Raw genomic sequence first — 16,078 nt, 5'->3', positions numbered from 1 at the left:
CGCAGCCACCTCATAGACGGCTGCCTCGCCGAGACCGGCCTGACCATCAGACCCACCTGAGCAACCATGTGACATCACGAGTTCAACCTCAGTAAGTACCGTTTGAGAACGCTCACATGAAGATTGCCACCCCCGCAGCCACAACGGAGATTGCGAACAAACCCTCTGACGTCCAGCACAGACGGAAGCGGACAGTCCTCACCCCGTCGCCCGCTCCCGAATGTTTGGCCTTCTGTACGTACTCCTGCACCAACGCGACAGCCTTGGGTGTGGTCTTGAAGACAGCGTCGACGACAGACCCACCGAAAGCGAAACAATGAATTTCGCGCCCGTCGCTAGTCTCGACACACAGGCCACCAGACCCTTCAGCTCGCCCCACGGAGGTAATGGACGCATAGGGAACATAGTGGGAACCAATCAGGTTATCCACTCGCATACCATCCGAGAAAAGAACCAGCCGGCAACTACCCACTCGCAGGACAACGGCCGCGGCACCGCTCATCGATGCCAAAAGCGCCCAAGCGTCCTGAACATTCCCTTTACCCGTGATCGCTTGCCAAGCGGCCAGGGTGATAGCCGCCAGCAAGCCAGCCCCACCCCACGTCACCCAGGGCCATGAACGACGGCGCAGAACAAAACCGCCACTCTCCTGCGCAAAGGCATCCTGCTGCATCTCTCTCAACACGCCTCTCCTGGTGCACTTGCACCGCCAGCTCCACAGAAACCCCATGCGAGCTGTGAATTCACTCCCATATTGAGAGCAGTCCGCCCACGGTCAACCACTTCCACCGGCTGCGTCACCCAGCCCTTCCGGCCGCCTCCCGGACCTGCCCCGTAGCCTCCCTTAGTCCGGTACATCGGCATCCTCACTGTGGCTCGCCCGACAGCACCGGACGTATACGCAGAACGCCATGGAGTCCCCATCACTCGAGCCACTCCACCGGCAACCGCTCCGCCGCCAACGGTCCAGGCCAGCGTCCTAAAATACCCCCCTGTGTCAAATTGACCAGTCTTGAGTGAATCTCCCCCATAGGCTATGGATGCACCAACCACCCCCACCACTGTGCATAGTCCAGCCGATACAACGAGACACGCCACGAATCCACCGATGGTAATCCCGAGCTTGATCCCCTCCCAGTTATCACTCACCCACCCACCAAGCGCCCGCGCATCACGGGCGACATTCGCCACAACTTTGCCACCGGTGTGATCCCAAATTGCTCGCAAGCCTCGCTTGACCGCACTGCCAACATCCGGCCCGTTCTGTAGATTCTTGCTGCGATAGATCTTGTTACCGGGAATGTACTTCGGGATCTTGGGCACCATGTACGTGGTCGGGCTGGCCCGGTAGCTGCTGTACCTCCGCTGCGACTCAGCATCCTCCTTGGGCGCCTGCGTCCAGATCCACTTGCCGCTCTTCTTCGTGAACCCGGCCGTCATCCCCCGGTCGTTCGCCCACCGCTCGTCGTTGTACGAGTTGCCGCCCACCGCGCCGTCCGGGCGCAGGCCCGTCGGGTCGGACTTGGTGAGCGGGCTGTTGTGGGCGTAGCTGTAGGCGTTCATCTGCGCCGGGTCGCCGAAGTCGATGATCGGGTCGACGGAGAGGAAGCGGCCCAGGACCGGGTCGTACTCGCGGGCGCCCAGGTGCGTCAGGCCCGTGGGGTCGTTGGTTCCGCCGACGAAGCCGCGGTTGCCGAAGACCGTTGACTGCTCGGATCGCAGACCGCCGAAGGGCAGCTGCTTCCTGCGGGTCAACGCGAGCGTGCCGACCGCGATGGCCGTCATCGCCGTGCCCTGGTGGTCGTTGATCAGGTAGGCGATGGCGTTGCCGTTGCGGACCGCGACCGTTTCGCCGTTGTGCGTGTAGTAACGCGTCGCCGTCTTCGTACCGTTCGCCGCGACGTTCAGCTGGTCACCGTTCGGGAGGGTGAGGGTGCTGGACCCGTCACCGTTCTTCGCGATGATGCGGTTGCCGTCCGCGTCGTAGGTGTAGCTGGTCTTCTTGCCGGCTTCGGTGAGGGTGGCCAGGTGGCCTTCGGCGTCCCAGGTCAGGTTCTGGACCGTGGAGCCGATGGTGCGCTTGGTCGTGTTGCCGGTCTTGTCGTACGCGAAGGTGCTCGTACGCCCGTCGTCCGGTCCGCCGGTGACGGAGGCCTGCTGCACCGCGTGCGGCCGGTCGCTGCCGGGGGCCGGGTGGGTGTAGTCGGTGACGGCGTCCGTGGTCCCGGTCGAGGTGGCGTGCTCGGTCTGCTCGGTGCGGTTGCCGAGCTTGTCGTAGCCGTAGCTGTGCCAGTACGCGTCCGGACCGCCGACCGTGGTGGCCGAGGGGGCCTTCGCGCAGTCGGTCTTCGCCGTCCACGCCTCGGTCAGCCGGCCCAGCGGGTCGTTGGTGAAGCACTGGGTGTCGGTGGACTTCTGCGCGTCCTGACCGCTGACCGTGGTCACACCGGTGACGTTGCCCGCCGGGTCGTACGCGTACGTGGTGTCGTCGACGCGCTGGGGAGCGACGTCCCGGTCAGTGGTCTGCCGAATGACCTGGCCGGTGTGTTCGTCGTAGACCTTGGTCTTGTAGGCCTTCTGGTTGAGAGTGGCGCTGAACTCCAGGCGCGTGGGCCGGGAGAAGACGTCGTACACCGTGTTGGCGACGAGAGCGCCACGCTGGCCGCTGGTGCGGAACGGCTGGTCGTCGCTGTTGTAGTTGGTCACCACCCGCTCGGATGGGATGTCACCCACGGCAGGGTTGAGCGTCCACAGCAGGGCGCCGGTCTCGGGGTCGTATCCGTACTTCCAGGTGAAGGTGCCCGCCAGGCCACCGGCGGCGGAAGGAACGGTGCTCGTCGTGGACGTCGGCTGGTAGCGGTCGTTGAATCCGTCGGTCGCCGTGGTGTACGCGGCGCCCCCGACGTAACGCGTGCTGCTGGTCAGCCGGCCCTTGGCGAGGGTGTCATAGGTCCACTTCGACAACAGCGTGTCGCCCTGCTTGACCGCGGTCTTGCGGCCCAGCACGTCGTACTGCGTCGTGAGAGTGACGCCGCGTTCGTCCGTCGTGCTGACGGGCCGGCCGAGGTCGTCGTACTTCGTGACCGTGACGCCCTTGTCCGGGTCGTCGCTCTTCGTCTTCTGGCCCCGGCTGTCGAACGTGTAGCTCCAGACGTTGCCGTCGGGGTCCGTGACCTTGCTCGGCTCGTCGTACTTGCCGTACGCGTACGTCGTCTTCTGGGACGCCGTACGTGCGGTGTTCGTGTACTGGAGGAGTTCGGTCGTGCGCCCCCTAGCGTCCGTCACGGTCGTGGTGGCCGTGCCGCCCTTCGGCGGAATGACGGTGGTGCGGTCTCCCTCGTAGACCGTCCTGGTGCGCCACTGCTCGTCGCCGAACTTCACCGAGAGGGCGTCCGTGACGCGGCCGAGACCGTCGTAGCGGTTCTGCACCGCCGCCGGCACGGTGTTCACCGCGGCGGAGGCCAGCGTCGCCGACGGCGCGCCCTTGGCGTAGTAGGGGGCATACGTCTGCCAGGCCCAGCCACGCGTGTCGTAGTGGGTCTCGGTCATGATCCGGTCCTGGGTACCGGTGGCCGGGGCCTGCGTCTGTCGCTCGCGCAGTAGACCGTCGTAGAGCGCGTAGGTCGTGCGGTAGTCGCCGTTCTGCTTCAGCTTCTTGGTGACCACGGCGTTCGCGGCGGTCTTGGAGATCGCATAGCTGTATTCCGCCGAGGGCTTGGTCGCGTGGTCGGCCTTGGCCCAGCCCGGCTCCCACACCTTCAGGACCCGGCCGAGACCGTCGTGGACGGCGTCGGTGCGCTTGCCGTTCGCGTCCACCGCTGAGGTGACCACTCCACGCACCGGGTCGTGGGTGGTGGTCGCCTCGTGGCCACGGGCATTGGTGACGGTGACCGCCGTCGGTGCCAGGAAGGTGGCGGGAGCGTAGTCGGTCCTGGTGGTGTTCTTCAGTGCGTCCGTGGAGGTCTTCTCCCGGCCGTGCTGGTCGTAGGTGTGGGTGGCGGTGGTGAGGTAGCCGGTGCCCTTGGCGTCCTGCTCGTCGAGCCGCGTCACATCACCCCTGACCGGTGCGGCGGTCAGGCTGGTCGCGCCGTCGTAGTAGTGGCGCGCTGCCGAGATCAGGTCCGCCGGAAGGGACGGCGTCGTACCGCAGGCCTTGGCCACGGTCCTGGACTCGGAGATCGTCGTGAGGATGTTGCGCGATGCGTTGCGCACGTAGGTGTTGGTGGTGCACTCCTCGTCACCGGTCTTCGCCGTGTCCCCGAGCGAGGACTCGGTCAGAGTCTGGCCGAAGGCGTCGAAGGTGCGTTCGGTGCGGGTGGTGCGCCAGCCCGCGCCCACGGCCGTACGGGTCTGCTCGCTCTTGCCGGCCGTGGCGTACGCATAGCGGGTGGGGAGACCTTCGGCGCGCTTTTCCGTGGCTGTCGCGGCCGACCGCCACGGCTCGTGGCTGGTGGTGGTTTCGAGCTTGCCACCGTCCCAGTTGTACGTGGCCTCTTCGCGGGTCATGCCGGCGAAGGCTTCTCGGTCGGTGACCGCGATGCCTTGGTGGTCCTTGACCGCGGCCCCGTCGATGCCCCGGAAGTAGCGGTACTCCTTCAGGGTCCGCTTGTCCGGTGCGACGCCGCTGCGCACCTGGACACGGCCGTACCCCTTGCGGTCGCCGTAGGTGAGGTGCTTGGCGTCGGTGAACTCGTCGTCCTTCGACTTGGCCCAGGCCATGCCGTCCAGGTAGGCGTAGTCCGTCTGCTTGGCGGGGGCGCCGCCCGTTTTGTCGGTCTCCAGGATCTGGGTGACGACGTAGGCGTGGAACCAGTCGAGGTAGGGCTCGTAGTCCGCGGCCGGGGCGTCCGGCGGAGACCATTTCACCGGATAGCAGCGGCGCTTGTTGGAGGTGGGCGTGGGGATGCTGCCCGCCTTGCAGTCGGCCGGCGAGTAGGTGATGCCGATCGTGCCGCCGGTCTCGGTGTCGATTCCGTGGACGCGGTAGCGCCACAGCGGCGGCACCGGGTCCGGGTCGCCTCCGGTGGTGGCTCCCTCGACGCGGTTCGGCAGGGCCTTGCCCTTGAACGTGACGGAGGGGAGGGTGACGGACCCGGTTCCGCCGTGCCCGGTGCGGGTGATCGACTTCAGCCAGAGCGCCGGATCGCTGCCGTCGCCGGTCGCGGGGAACTGGTGGGCGAGGGTCCAGGTGTCGACCGGCTTGAAGGCCGTGCCGACGAGCACCGACGTGTCGATCTTCGTCAGACGCTTGCGGTTCCAGAACGAGGGCGAGTAGCGGTCCTTGCACTCGGTGCCCTTGGCGCAGTACCGGTCGAAGGGGACGTCGGGCCAGTTCTTCGCGTGCGCCTTGTCGAAGGTGCCGCAGTCGCTCAGGCAGCGCTCACTGTTCGTGAAGTCGATCTTGGCCGCGGGCTTGGCGTAGAAGTTGGTGGACCGCAGGCCGTACTCGATGCGCTTCAGGGAGCCGCCGCGGGTGTACGGGGTCGCGGTGGACGCCCCCGTGTTGGGGTTGACGTTGCGCCCGTAGTAGTTGGTCTCCTTGTCCCAGTAGTACGTGATGGCGTCGTTGTGCGTGTCGATGACCAGGTCCAGGTTCCACCGCCAGCCCTGCTGGCACCAGGCGTCCTTGAACGACGCCGCGTAGCAGGGTTCGCCGGGCTGGTTGCCGAAGACGGGGACGGTCCAGACCGAGTCGGTCTCGTCCTTGCCCGCGGCCCAGCCGCGCGGCCGGTTGAAGCCGAAGTAGTAGCGCGTGCCGTCCGGGGTCGTCACCCGCCAGTACTCGCCGTTGTTGTCGCCGTTGGCCAGGGAGGTGTTGGTGAGCTGGGCGACTTTGGTGCCGTCATCGCTCTCCAGGCGCCACTCCCCGCTGTCGGTGTCCTTGATCAGGGTGTTGGACCGGCCGCCGAGGTTGATGACGGCGTTGTCCTTCTTCCAGCAGAGGTCTCCGACCTTCGCCGTGGTGGTGCTGTTCTTGGTGTCCTCGGTGCAGGAGATGTACTGGCGCTCGATGTAACCCGGCTCCATCGACCAGCCGTCACCGATGCCGTTGGCCTGGTTGTTCGTCGCCGCGGTACGGCCGTCGACCGACTGGGAGGAGTAGCCGAGCTTGAGGTCCGGAACGGCGCTGCCCGCGACGGCCGGTGTGGTGATCGGGTACGACCAGGAGAACGCGCCGTTCGATCCTCCCGCGGACCAGGACGCGGACGGGGAGAGGGAGGTGGCCTTGAAGTTGCCCGAGGAGCCCGCCGCAGAGGCGGTCGCGGCCAGCAGCACGGTCCCGCTGGAGACGGCACGGGCACCGGCCTTCGGCGCGACGGGGTCGGCGCCCGAGGTGCGGGCGGTGGATTCCGCGGTGGCTGCGGGCAGCCGCACGGCGGCCTCGATCGAGCCCGCCTTCACGTCGTTGCGCGTGGGGAGGGCCTCGCCGGTGGCGCAACCCTTCTTGCCCGGGGTGGTCAGCGCACAGGCGGGGAGCGTCTTCAGTGTGAGGCGGGAAGCCCAGTCGCCGCCGTAGGCGTCCCGGAAGCCCGAGTAGTCGACCGTGACGTCCACGTCGCCCTCGGCCCCCGCGGTGGGGCGCAGCGCGAGCACGAGGCCCTCGACGTCCAGCGCGTCGGTGGTGGCTCGGTCGAGGACCTGGACCTGGACCTTCTTCGGACCGGCCTTCGGAGTCCTGCCGGGAGCGGACGCCCGGGCAGCGGACTTCTTCGCCGGCTTCGCCGCCCCGGAGTCGGCCAGGCCCACGCTGACGGGGAGGGACCCGGCCTTCACCGGAGCTCCGTTGTCACGGAGTGCGGGAGTCGCCGTGCCCGGCTCGGGCCAGGCGACCTTGGCCTTCTTCCACGGGTGCCGGGCAGTCTGGTCGGGCTTGCCCGCACCCTTCTTCTTCACCTCGTCGGTGGGCACCGGGTCCGGCTTTCCCAACCCCAGCAGGTCGAGCTCGGCGGCTGCCGCCACCGGCCCGCCCAGGAGTCCCGCGAACAGGAACGCGGCGAGGACGGCGGCTACCGGTCGCGCCCGTCTTCTCACCCGTCCCGTACTGACGTCCCCACCCGTAAGCATGCGCAGAACTCCCCACCCTGTTGCCGCAAAAGGTCATAGCTGAGGACGGAAGTTAGCAGGGACTCCACAGATTCAGCACAGTTCGTGCGCAACGATTCAGCCCGATCCGATTACTCCGCACACAAATGAGTGTGTGCTTCATTGATAGATGAACCAAAATGAGAAGAATCACCACTGCCAAATCAGCCGTTTGATGCCGCATCACCAGGGCGTTACTTTCATCACGCTTCCCCCACGTTCTAGGGTGCGACTCGTACTCACTCGGGAGGGGACTTCTTTATGGAACTTTTGCGACGCAAGACCAGATGGAGAACAAAAGGGGGCGTCACAGGCACTGCCGCCCTCGCCGTGGTCCTGACTCTCGGCGTGCCCCAGCAGCTGCCGGAAGCCACTGCCGCAGAACCCGGTGCCGCCACAACACCTGTGACGCCAAAGGCCGACGCGGAGAGCTCGGCAGCCGCGGAAGCAGCGGAATCGGGCAAGCCGGTAGAAGTGCTCGCCCAGCGCACCGAGACCTCACAGGTCTTCGCCAATCCGGATGGCACTTTCACTCAAGACACCTACGCACTACCGCAGTTCGTACGCCAGGGAAGCAAGCTCGTCGAGATTGACACGACGCTGAAGTCTCAGACAGACGGAAGCTTCTCCCCGAAAGCCACCGAGGTGGACGTACGCTTTTCCGGCGGCGGCAAAGGTGCTCTGGCGACCGTCGAGCGCGACGGCCGCAGCATGTCCTGGACCTGGCCCCGGCCACTGCCTGAGCCGGACGTCGACGGGGACACCGTGACGTACGGGGAAGTCCTCACCGACGTCGACCTCAAGCTCAAGGCGAGCCCCGCCGGATTCACCAGTCTTCTCGTCGTCAAGTCGGCGGCGGCCGCCGCCGACCCGGCGCTCAGGCGCGTCCAGTTCGACCTGGACACCAAGGGCCTGGAGGCGCGCACCGACTCCCACGGCAACTTCACGGCGGTCAACCCGGCCGGCGAGGAAGTCTTCACCGCCCCGACGCCCCTGATGTGGGACAGCAGCTCAGCCGCGGCTCCGGCGGCCCTCTCGGCCCGCAGTGCCGCCACCGAACCTCCGCCGCCCGCAGACGAGTTCGAACCCGCCTACGGCGCGCAGCAGGCGACCATGGGCCTCGCGGTCGCGGAAGGGAAGCTGAGCCTCACCCCGGACCAGGAACTTCTGACGGGCGAGGACACGCAGTACCCCGTGCTGCTGGACCCGGCCGTCTCCGGCTCCCGCCACTCCTGGACGATCGCCTACAAGAAGCACCCGAACAGCTCGTTCTTCAACGGCTCGAACTGGGACACCGCCAAGGGCACCACCACTGCCCGCGTCGGGTACGAGAACGAGACCAACGGGCTGGCCCGGTCCTTCTTCCGGATGAACGCCAGCAACCTGTGGTCCACCAAGAAGGTGGTCTCCTCGTCCACCTTCCGGATCAAGAACACCTGGTCCTGGTCGTGCACCAACCGGACCGTCGAGCTCTGGGCGACCAGCGCGATCTCCTCGTCCACCACCTGGAACAAGCAGCCCACGTGGCGGAAGAAGCTGGACTCCGTCAACGACTCCCGCGGCTACAACTCGAGCTGCCCTGCGGGCAACCTCGCCTTCGACGTGACCGCGGCGGCGAAGGACGGCATCGCCAACCGGTGGAACACGCTCACCTTCGGCATGCAGGCCTCCAGCGAGGGCGACGTCTTCGGGTGGAAGAAGTTCGACGCCAACTCGGCCGTGCTGTCGACGACGTACAACACCGTGCCCAACGTGCCGAACAGCCTGGACACCGTTCCCAGCTCCGGCGGGTGCGACATGGTCGCCCCGTACACGACCATCGGGAACACCGACGTCACGCTCACCGCGAAGGTCTCCGACCCTGACGGCGGCACCGTGCGCGCCCAGTTCCGCCTGTGGGGCACCAACAACCTCACCGGCGGCGCCGAGATCTTCAACCAGATCGTCTCCGTCACCTCCGGCACCGTCGCCAAGGTCAAGGTCCCCAAGGCCACCTTGCAGAAGTACCTGACGGTGGCCAAGGGCAACTTCGGCTGGAAGGTGCAGGCGCTCGACGCGACCGCCAAGTCTGCCTGGAACCCCAACCCTGGCACCTGCCGCTTCGACTTCGACCCCACCCGGCCCAGCACTCCGCCCACCATCAGCTCCCAGCAGTTCCCCGACGGGACGGACGGCTGGCCCGCCACCACCGGGGAGGCCCGCACCGCCGGTACGTTCGTCCTCGGCGACGGAGGCGTCAACGACGTGAAGTCGTACGAGTACTGGAGTGACTGGGACCCCGCTGTGCGCACCGTCACACCCAACGCCGACCTCGACGGAGACGGCAGGATCGATGCCAAACTCGTCCTGACCCCGCCCGCAGCCGGATCACAGCGGCTCTACGTCCGCAGCCTCGACGCCGCCCAGAACCGCTCCGACCGGACCTCCTACCTCTTCTACGCGAACGGGCTCTCCGTCCCCGACAAGGCCGGCGACCTCAACGGGGACGATCACGCCGACCTCTACGGGGTCCGGAACAACGGCGAACTGTGGCTCTACCCCGGTCAGGGCAACGGCTACACCGGAGTCGGAACCGTCGCGAGCAACAGCGACTTCGACCAGGCCGGCATCACCCACCGCGGGGACTGGACCGGGGACGGATACGAGGACCTCATCGCGGCCGTCCCCGGAACCGACGGCAAGACGCTTCAGCTCTACCCGAACAACGGGGTCGGCTGGGCCTGTACCGCACAGGACGAACAGGCCGATGGCCACTCCCGCTCCTGCCTGCACGAACGCCAGGAACTCGCCGTCTTCGACGAGGCCAACAACCACTGGGCGAACGCCGATCAGATCCTCGCCATCGGTGATGTCGACGGCCCTCTGGACACCGACGGGGACGGAACTCCCGATGTCGCCGGATATCCCGACCTCCTGGTCAAGGAGGGCGACCTCCTCTGGCTGTACTACGGCGCCGAGTCCTTCTACCTCGACGACAGCCGTGCGCCCATCCTCATCGGCAACGGATCCTGGTCGAACTACGACCTGGCAGCACCCGGCGACCGCACCGGCAACGGTCACGTGGATCTCCTCGCACGCCACAGGACCAACGGAGAGCTCCGCCTCTACGAAGGCACCGGCCCGGCGGGTGAGGGCCTCGCCTACGGCCCCGCCGCCACCGTCATCGGAACAGGCTGGACCAGCACATATCGTCCGCTGGTCACGGCTTTCCCCGACGCGGGGTCGGACGGCAAGGCAGATATCTTCGCCACCGGCGGCGACGACCATCTCTACGTCTACTCCAACCTCTCCGGCAGAGGCGTCGCCGTCGGAACCAGCGGATGGCTGGACTTCCAAGCCCTCAGCTGACGTACTCGCCTGGTAGCACAAGGGGGGCTTCCCGTCACCGCGACCCCGCGACGGGAAGCCCCCCCTTCCTCTGCGCCCGCAGGGGCTACCCGCCCGCTACCAGGCAAACGCCTCCGGTGAAGGCCCCGGCCCCGGGAAGATCTCGTCCAGGCCCGTGAGGACGGCCTCCGGGAGGTCCAGGTCAAGTGCGCGCAGGGCGCTGGTCAGTTGGTCGGCCGTGCGGGGGCCGACGATCGGGCCCGTGATGCCGGGGCGGGTCAGGAGCCAGGCCAGGGCCGTTTCGCCGGGCTCCAGGCCGTGCTTGTCGAGCAGGTCCTCGTAGGACTGGATCTGTGCGCGGACCTCGGTGTCGGCCAGGGCGTCGGCCGCGCGGCCCGAGGCTCGGCGGCCGCCCTCGGTCGTCTTCTTGATGACGCCGCCCAGCAGGCCGCCGTGCAGCGGCGACCAGGGGATGACGCCGAGGCCGTAGTCCTGGGCGGCCGGGATGACCTCCATCTCGGCGCGGCGTTCGGCGAGGTTGTAGATGCACTGCTCGCTGACCAGCCCCAGCGAACCACGCCTGGCAGCCTGCTCGTTGGCCTGGGCGATCTTGTAGCCGGGGAAGTTGGAGGACCCGGCGTACAGGATCTTGCCCTGCTGGACCAGGACGTCGATCGCCTGCCAGATCTCGTCGAACGGGGTGTTCCGGTCGACGTGGTGGAACTGGTAGAGGTCGATGTGGTCCGTCTGGAGCCGCTTGAGCGAGGCGTCGACCGCGCGCCGGATGCTGACGGCGGAGAGCTTGTCGTGGTTGGGCCAGGACTCGCCGCCGGCGGCCATGTTCCCGTACACCTTGGTGGCCAGGACCACCTGGTCACGGCGGCCGCCGCCCTGGGCGAACCAGGTGCCGAGGATCTCCTCGGTGCGCCCCTTGTTCTCGCCCCAGCCGTAGACGTTGGCCGTGTCGAAGAAGTTCAGGCCCGCGCCGAGCGCGGCGTCCATGATCGCGTGGCTGTCCGACTCATTGGTCTGCGGACCGAAGTTCATCGTCCCGAGAACGAGCCTGCTGACCTTGAGTCCCGTACGTCCGAGCTGTGTGTACTTCATGGGCCCCAAGCCAACTCCTTCGAGTCCACTCCAGGCAAGCACCCGGAATCGTGCGGCCGCGGGCCCACGCTCAGCGGGTGCCCTCCAGCGTGATCAGCATCGCGCGCAGCAGCCTGTTCAGCTCCTCGCAGTCCGCCGCGTCCAGGTCCGCCAGCAGCCTGCGTTCGTTGCGCACATGGCCCTCCACCGTTTCGTCGACGAGTTCGCGCCCTGCGTCGGTGAGCGTGATGTGCAGGCTGCGGCGGTCGCCGGGGACGGCTTCCCGGGTGACCAGGCCGCGGGCGTCCAGCCGGTCGATGCGGTTCGTCAGCGCGGCGGAGCTGACCATGACGCTGGCGGCGAGTTCCTTGGGCGTGAGGGGGCGCGCGCTGCGGCGGAGCGTGGCCAGGACGTCGAACTCCCAGCGCTCCATGCCGTGTTCGGCGAAGTAGCAGGCGACCTCCTTGTCCACGAGCCGGGTCAGCCGCAGCAGCCGCCCCACCGCGCCCATGGCCTCCAGGTCCAGATCGGAGCGCAGGGCGGCCCACTGGTCCAGGAAGTCGTCGACCGCGTCGCGCATGAGCGCCCACCTCGCCTCTCACCAGTCCCGTCAGTCCCGTCAGCTGATTATTTGACGTCGAACTGTTTGACGTCAGTCTACTCCCCGGCCTACGGTCCCTCTCGACGCAAAGTTCGTTCGACGTCGAAATGTTTTACATCGAGCGGGCGGCGGCAGCCTTCGTATCCGTCGGCCGAACCCACGGAGTCCCCCATGCCCGACCAGCGCCTGGCGGCAACCGCCGCCGTCACCGCCCTCGCCCCCGCCGTATGGGGCTCCACTTACCTGATCACCACCGAGTTCCTGCCGCCCGACCGGCCCCTGCTGGCCTCGACCGTACGGGCGCTGCCCGCCGGTCTCGTCCTGCTCGCGGTCACCCGGGTCCTGCCCCGGGGCATCTGGTGGGTGCGGGCCGCCGTGCTCGGCATCCTGAACATCGGTGCCTTCTTCTACTTCCTCTTCCTCGCCGCCTACCACCTGCCCGGCGGCGTGGCGGCCCTCGTGATGACCGTCCAGCCGATGATCGTGCTGCTGCTCGGGCCGCTCCTGCTCGACGTCCGGATACGGCCCGCGCACCTCGCCGCCTGCGGGATCGCGGCCGGGGGCGTGGCACTGCTGGTTCTCCAGCCGGGGGCCGGGCTGGACCTCGTCGGCGTGATCGCCGGGCTGCTCGGAGCCGTGTCCATGGCGAGCGGGATCGTACTGACCAAGCGCTGGGGGCGGCCCGAGGGGGTGTCGCTGTTCGCGTTCACGGGGTGGCAGCTGACTGCCGGCGGGTTGTTCCTGCTGCCCGTGACCCTGCTCGGCGAATCGCTGCCGGACCGCCTGACCTGGGGCAACGTCGGCGGCTTCGGCTATCTGAGCATCGTCGGGGCGCTGCTCGCGTACGCGGTCTGGTTCAACGGGCTGGCTCGGCTGCCCGCGCTCGCCGCCTCGTTCCTGTCCTTCGCCTCGCCCCTGTGCGCGACGGCCCTCGGCTACCTCTTCATGGGGCAGACGCTCGGGCCGCTCCAGCTGCTCGGCGCGGCCGGGGTGGTCGGGGCGGTGGTCCTGGCCCAGCGCGGCACGCCGTCCGAAGCCGCACGCCCACCGGGCTCAGCCACCTCATCCGCCGAGGGCGGCCCCCACGGCGACGACGAGGAACATCAGCACGAGCACGGCCGCCATGATGCGGTTTCTGGTCTTCGGGTCCACCCTTCGAGCGTAACGGCACCGCTCACCGGCCCAGCGGCCAGGCCCGCACCTCCTCGTAGCCCGGCCGCTCCCCCGGAACGCCGGAGTCCGGGAGACTGCTCCGTACGAGAGTGAGTTCCGCGACCTCCCAGCCCTGCCCCTCGAACCCCGCCAGCGCCTCGGTGAACGGCCGCAGGTCCACCTCAGCTCGGCGGCTCCGGGCCAGCGTGAGGTGCGGGGAGTAGCGGCGGTGCTCCTCCATCGGCAGCCCGGCCCGCCGGGCGGCGGCGTCGGCGCGCTCGGCCAGCAGCCGCAGCGTGTCGAGCCCGCCCGCCGCCCCGGCCCACAGAGCGCGCCCGCCGAAGTGTCCGGCGCCGTGGATGCGGAGGGAGAGGGGCTCGGTGCGGTGTGCGGCCCGTTCGAGGCGTACCGACAGCTCCGGCAGGACGTCCTTCGGCACCTCGCCGTAGAACGCCAGCGTGAAGTGCCAGTCGGCGGGTCGCGTCCAGCGCAGGCCCTGCGAGCCCGGCAACGCGTGGAGCGGGGCGAGTGCCGTACGGAGTTCGGCGACCGCCTCGGCGGGCGGGAGGACGGCGGCGAAGAGCCGCTGGGTGGGCGGACGGCCGGAGCTGTGGCTGCTCATGCGCGCGAGTCTGGCAGGTCCGGGCGTGTCCGGGGCGCCGGGCCTATCGTTGTACTACGCGGCTGCCCGCACGCCCGTGCGGCAGCGGGGAGGAGCGGCACGATGACCGTCGTAGACACCGACAGGATCGACATGGCCGACACCAGCGACGAGCGCACCCTGGACATGATGTTCGAGTGGCTTGAGCCCGTCCCCGAGGGATTCAAGGTCGAGATCGTCGAGGGGAACGTCTACATGTCGCCGCAGCGGGACACGCACTGGGAAATCACCTTCGACATCCTGGAGCAGCTGCGCACCACCTACGAACGCCGGCAGCTGAAAACCGACGTACGCATCGACTTCCCCGGCCTCCTCAACGGCTTCGCCTCCGATGTCGCAGCCCTCTCCGCGGACGCCGCCGAAGGCGAGGACGGCCGCTGGCGCTGCCAGGACATCGAGTTCGTCGCCGAGGTGATCTCCAGGAGCACGGCCGCCAACGACTACGGCTCAAAGAAGGCCGCCTATGCCCTCGCCGGTGTCCCCGTCTACCTCATCGTCGATCCGTACACCGGCACATGGCACCTGCACACTCTCCCGAAGGGCGACGAGTACCGCAGCGTCCTGAGTCTGGACTTCGGCACCCCGGTCGACCTGACGTCAACCGTCGTCGGCCTCACCCTGACCACCGACGCCTTCCCCCGCGACTGACCCGCCGCACGAAGAACGCCCTCCTTCCGGTCGCTCCGGGAGGAGGGCGTTCTGCCCGTACAGCCATCCGTATCCAGCGGCCGTATCCGGCGCGCTACGCCGCCGTCGTCAGCTGCTCACGCGGGACGAAGCGCACGTGCGGGCGGCCCGGGCGGAGGTCGACCTTCAGGCGGAGGCCGCCCACCCGGGCGAGGACGAAGCCCACGGCGAGGGCGGCGATCACCGAGATCGCGCCGCCCGCCGCGAAACCGGTGCGGGCGCCGTACGTGTCGCTGATCCAGCCGACGATCGGGGCGCCCACCGGCGTACCCCCGGCGAAGACCATCATGTACAGGCTCATCACCCGGCCCCGCATCTCCGGGTCGGCGGCCATCTGGACGCTCGTGTTCGCGGTGATGTTCGTCGTCAGGCCCAGCATGCCGATCGGGACCAGCAGGAGCGAGAACAGCCAGACATACGGGGACAGCGACGCGGCGATCTCCAGCAGGCCGAACGCCGTGCCCGCCGCCACCAGCATCCGCAGCCGCGAGGAGCGGCGGCGGGCCGAGAGCAGGGCACCGGCCAGCGAACCGGCCGCCATCAGGATGTTGAAGAACGAGTACAGCCCGGCGCCGCCGTCGAAGACCCCGTCGGCGAAGGCGGTCAGCCAGATCGGGAAGTTGAAGCCGAACGTGCCGACGAAGCCGACCAGGACGATCGGCCAGACCAGCTCGGGGCGGCCGCGGACGTACCGCAGGCCTTCCCGCAGCTGCCCCTTGGCGCGGGGCACCCGCGCCGACGCGTGCAGTTCGCTCGTACGCATCATCAGCAGGCCGACGAGCGGGGCCAGGAACGAGAGGCCGTTGAGCAGGAACGCCCAGCCGCTGCCGACCGTGGTGATCAGGACGCCCGCGACGGCGGGGCCGATGAGGCGGGCGGACTGGAAGTTCGCCGAGTTCAGGCTGACCGCGTTGCGCAGCTGCGCGGGGCCGACCATCTCGGAGACGAACGACTGGCGGGCCGGGTTGTCGACGACCGTCACCATGCCGAGCAGGAACGCGATCAGGTAGACGTGCCAGACCTCGACGGCCCCGGTCAGGGTCAGGACGGCCAGGGCGATGCCGCACAGGCCGAGCATGGCCTGGCTGACGAGCAGGATCTGCCGCTTCGGGAGGCGGTCGGCGATGACACCGCCGTACAGGCCGAAGAGCAGCATCGGGAGGAACTGGAGGGCCGTGGTGATACCCACGGCGGTCGCGGAACCCGTCAGGCTCAGGACGAGCCAGTCCTGCGTGATGCGGGACATCCAGGTACCGGTGTTGGAGATCACGGCGCCCGTGGCGAACAGGCGGTAGTTACGGATCTTCAGCGACGAGAAGGTCCCGCCGGTCGTGCTCTCGTGGGTGGAAGTCGGTGCGGGGGCGGAGTCTGCTCCGGGTCCCGTACTCAAAAGGGTTCATCTCCTCGTGCGTCTGCGGCGTGCGGTCCGACGAGGACGTGACAACGGGCGCTCCGGCGGCCGGCCGGCCGGGCGGGACGAG

Annotated in this window: 9 protein-coding genes; 3 read left to right on the top strand and 6 right to left on the bottom strand. The window is 68.2% G+C overall.

The genetic code is table 11. From position 1 onward, the window contains the following. Positions 1-112 precede the first annotated feature (112 nt). A complete protein-coding gene (locus tag ACZ5WC_RS32040) occupies positions 113-682 on the bottom strand; it encodes a hypothetical protein (protein WP_468544113.1) in 570 nt (189 codons plus the stop codon). Further along, on the bottom strand, positions 679-7,065 hold the full coding sequence (locus ACZ5WC_RS32035) for an RHS repeat domain-containing protein (protein WP_468544112.1): 6,387 nt from the start codon (positions 7,063-7,065) through the stop codon (positions 679-681). Before ACZ5WC_RS32035 ends, ACZ5WC_RS32040 begins: the two co-directional genes overlap by 4 nt. 663 nt (positions 7,066-7,728) lie before the next feature. On the opposite strand from ACZ5WC_RS32035, the gene ACZ5WC_RS32030 reads away from it, so the two are divergent. Further along, positions 7,729-10,431, top strand: coding sequence for a VCBS repeat-containing protein (locus ACZ5WC_RS32030; protein ID WP_468544111.1), 2,703 nt, complete (start codon positions 7,729-7,731; stop codon positions 10,429-10,431). 96 nt (positions 10,432-10,527) lie between these two features. Here the strand turns inward: ACZ5WC_RS32030 and ACZ5WC_RS32025 are convergent, their stop codons facing one another. After that, positions 10,528-11,517: an aldo/keto reductase gene (locus tag ACZ5WC_RS32025; RefSeq protein WP_468544110.1), complete on the bottom strand. Its 990-nt coding sequence runs from the start codon at positions 11,515-11,517 to the stop codon at positions 10,528-10,530. A 70-nt stretch (positions 11,518-11,587) separates the two neighbouring features. Beyond that, positions 11,588-12,076 carry a MarR family winged helix-turn-helix transcriptional regulator gene (locus ACZ5WC_RS32020; RefSeq protein WP_468544109.1) on the bottom strand — a complete coding sequence of 163 codons (489 nt, stop codon included), beginning with the start codon at positions 12,074-12,076 and terminating at the stop codon, positions 11,588-11,590. A 192-nt stretch (positions 12,077-12,268) separates the two neighbouring features. Between ACZ5WC_RS32020 and ACZ5WC_RS32015 the strand changes: the two genes are divergently transcribed. Then, positions 12,269-13,363, top strand: coding sequence for an EamA family transporter (locus ACZ5WC_RS32015; protein ID WP_468544108.1), 1,095 nt, complete (start codon positions 12,269-12,271; stop codon positions 13,361-13,363). Here ACZ5WC_RS32015 and thpR read toward each other — a convergent pair. Next, a complete protein-coding gene (gene thpR / locus ACZ5WC_RS32010; protein WP_468544107.1) occupies positions 13,272-13,871 on the bottom strand; it encodes an RNA 2',3'-cyclic phosphodiesterase in 600 nt (199 codons plus the stop codon). The genes ACZ5WC_RS32015 and thpR overlap by 92 nt on opposite strands. Before the next feature lie 102 nt (positions 13,872-13,973). On the opposite strand from thpR, the gene ACZ5WC_RS32005 reads away from it, so the two are divergent. Next, the gene (locus tag ACZ5WC_RS32005) at positions 13,974-14,558 is read left to right on the top strand and encodes a Uma2 family endonuclease (RefSeq protein WP_468544106.1); all 585 of its coding nucleotides are present in this window, start codon (positions 13,974-13,976) and stop codon (positions 14,556-14,558) included. 94 nt (positions 14,559-14,652) lie between these two features. Here ACZ5WC_RS32005 and ACZ5WC_RS32000 read toward each other — a convergent pair whose 3' ends face one another. Beyond that, a complete protein-coding gene (locus ACZ5WC_RS32000) occupies positions 14,653-15,987 on the bottom strand; it encodes an MFS transporter (protein ID WP_468544105.1) in 1,335 nt (444 codons plus the stop codon). Positions 15,988-16,078 lie beyond the last annotated feature (91 nt).

This window comes from Streptomyces sp. NPDC033165 (assembly GCF_055577965.1).
This window is presented reverse-complemented; position numbering and strand designations above follow the sequence as displayed.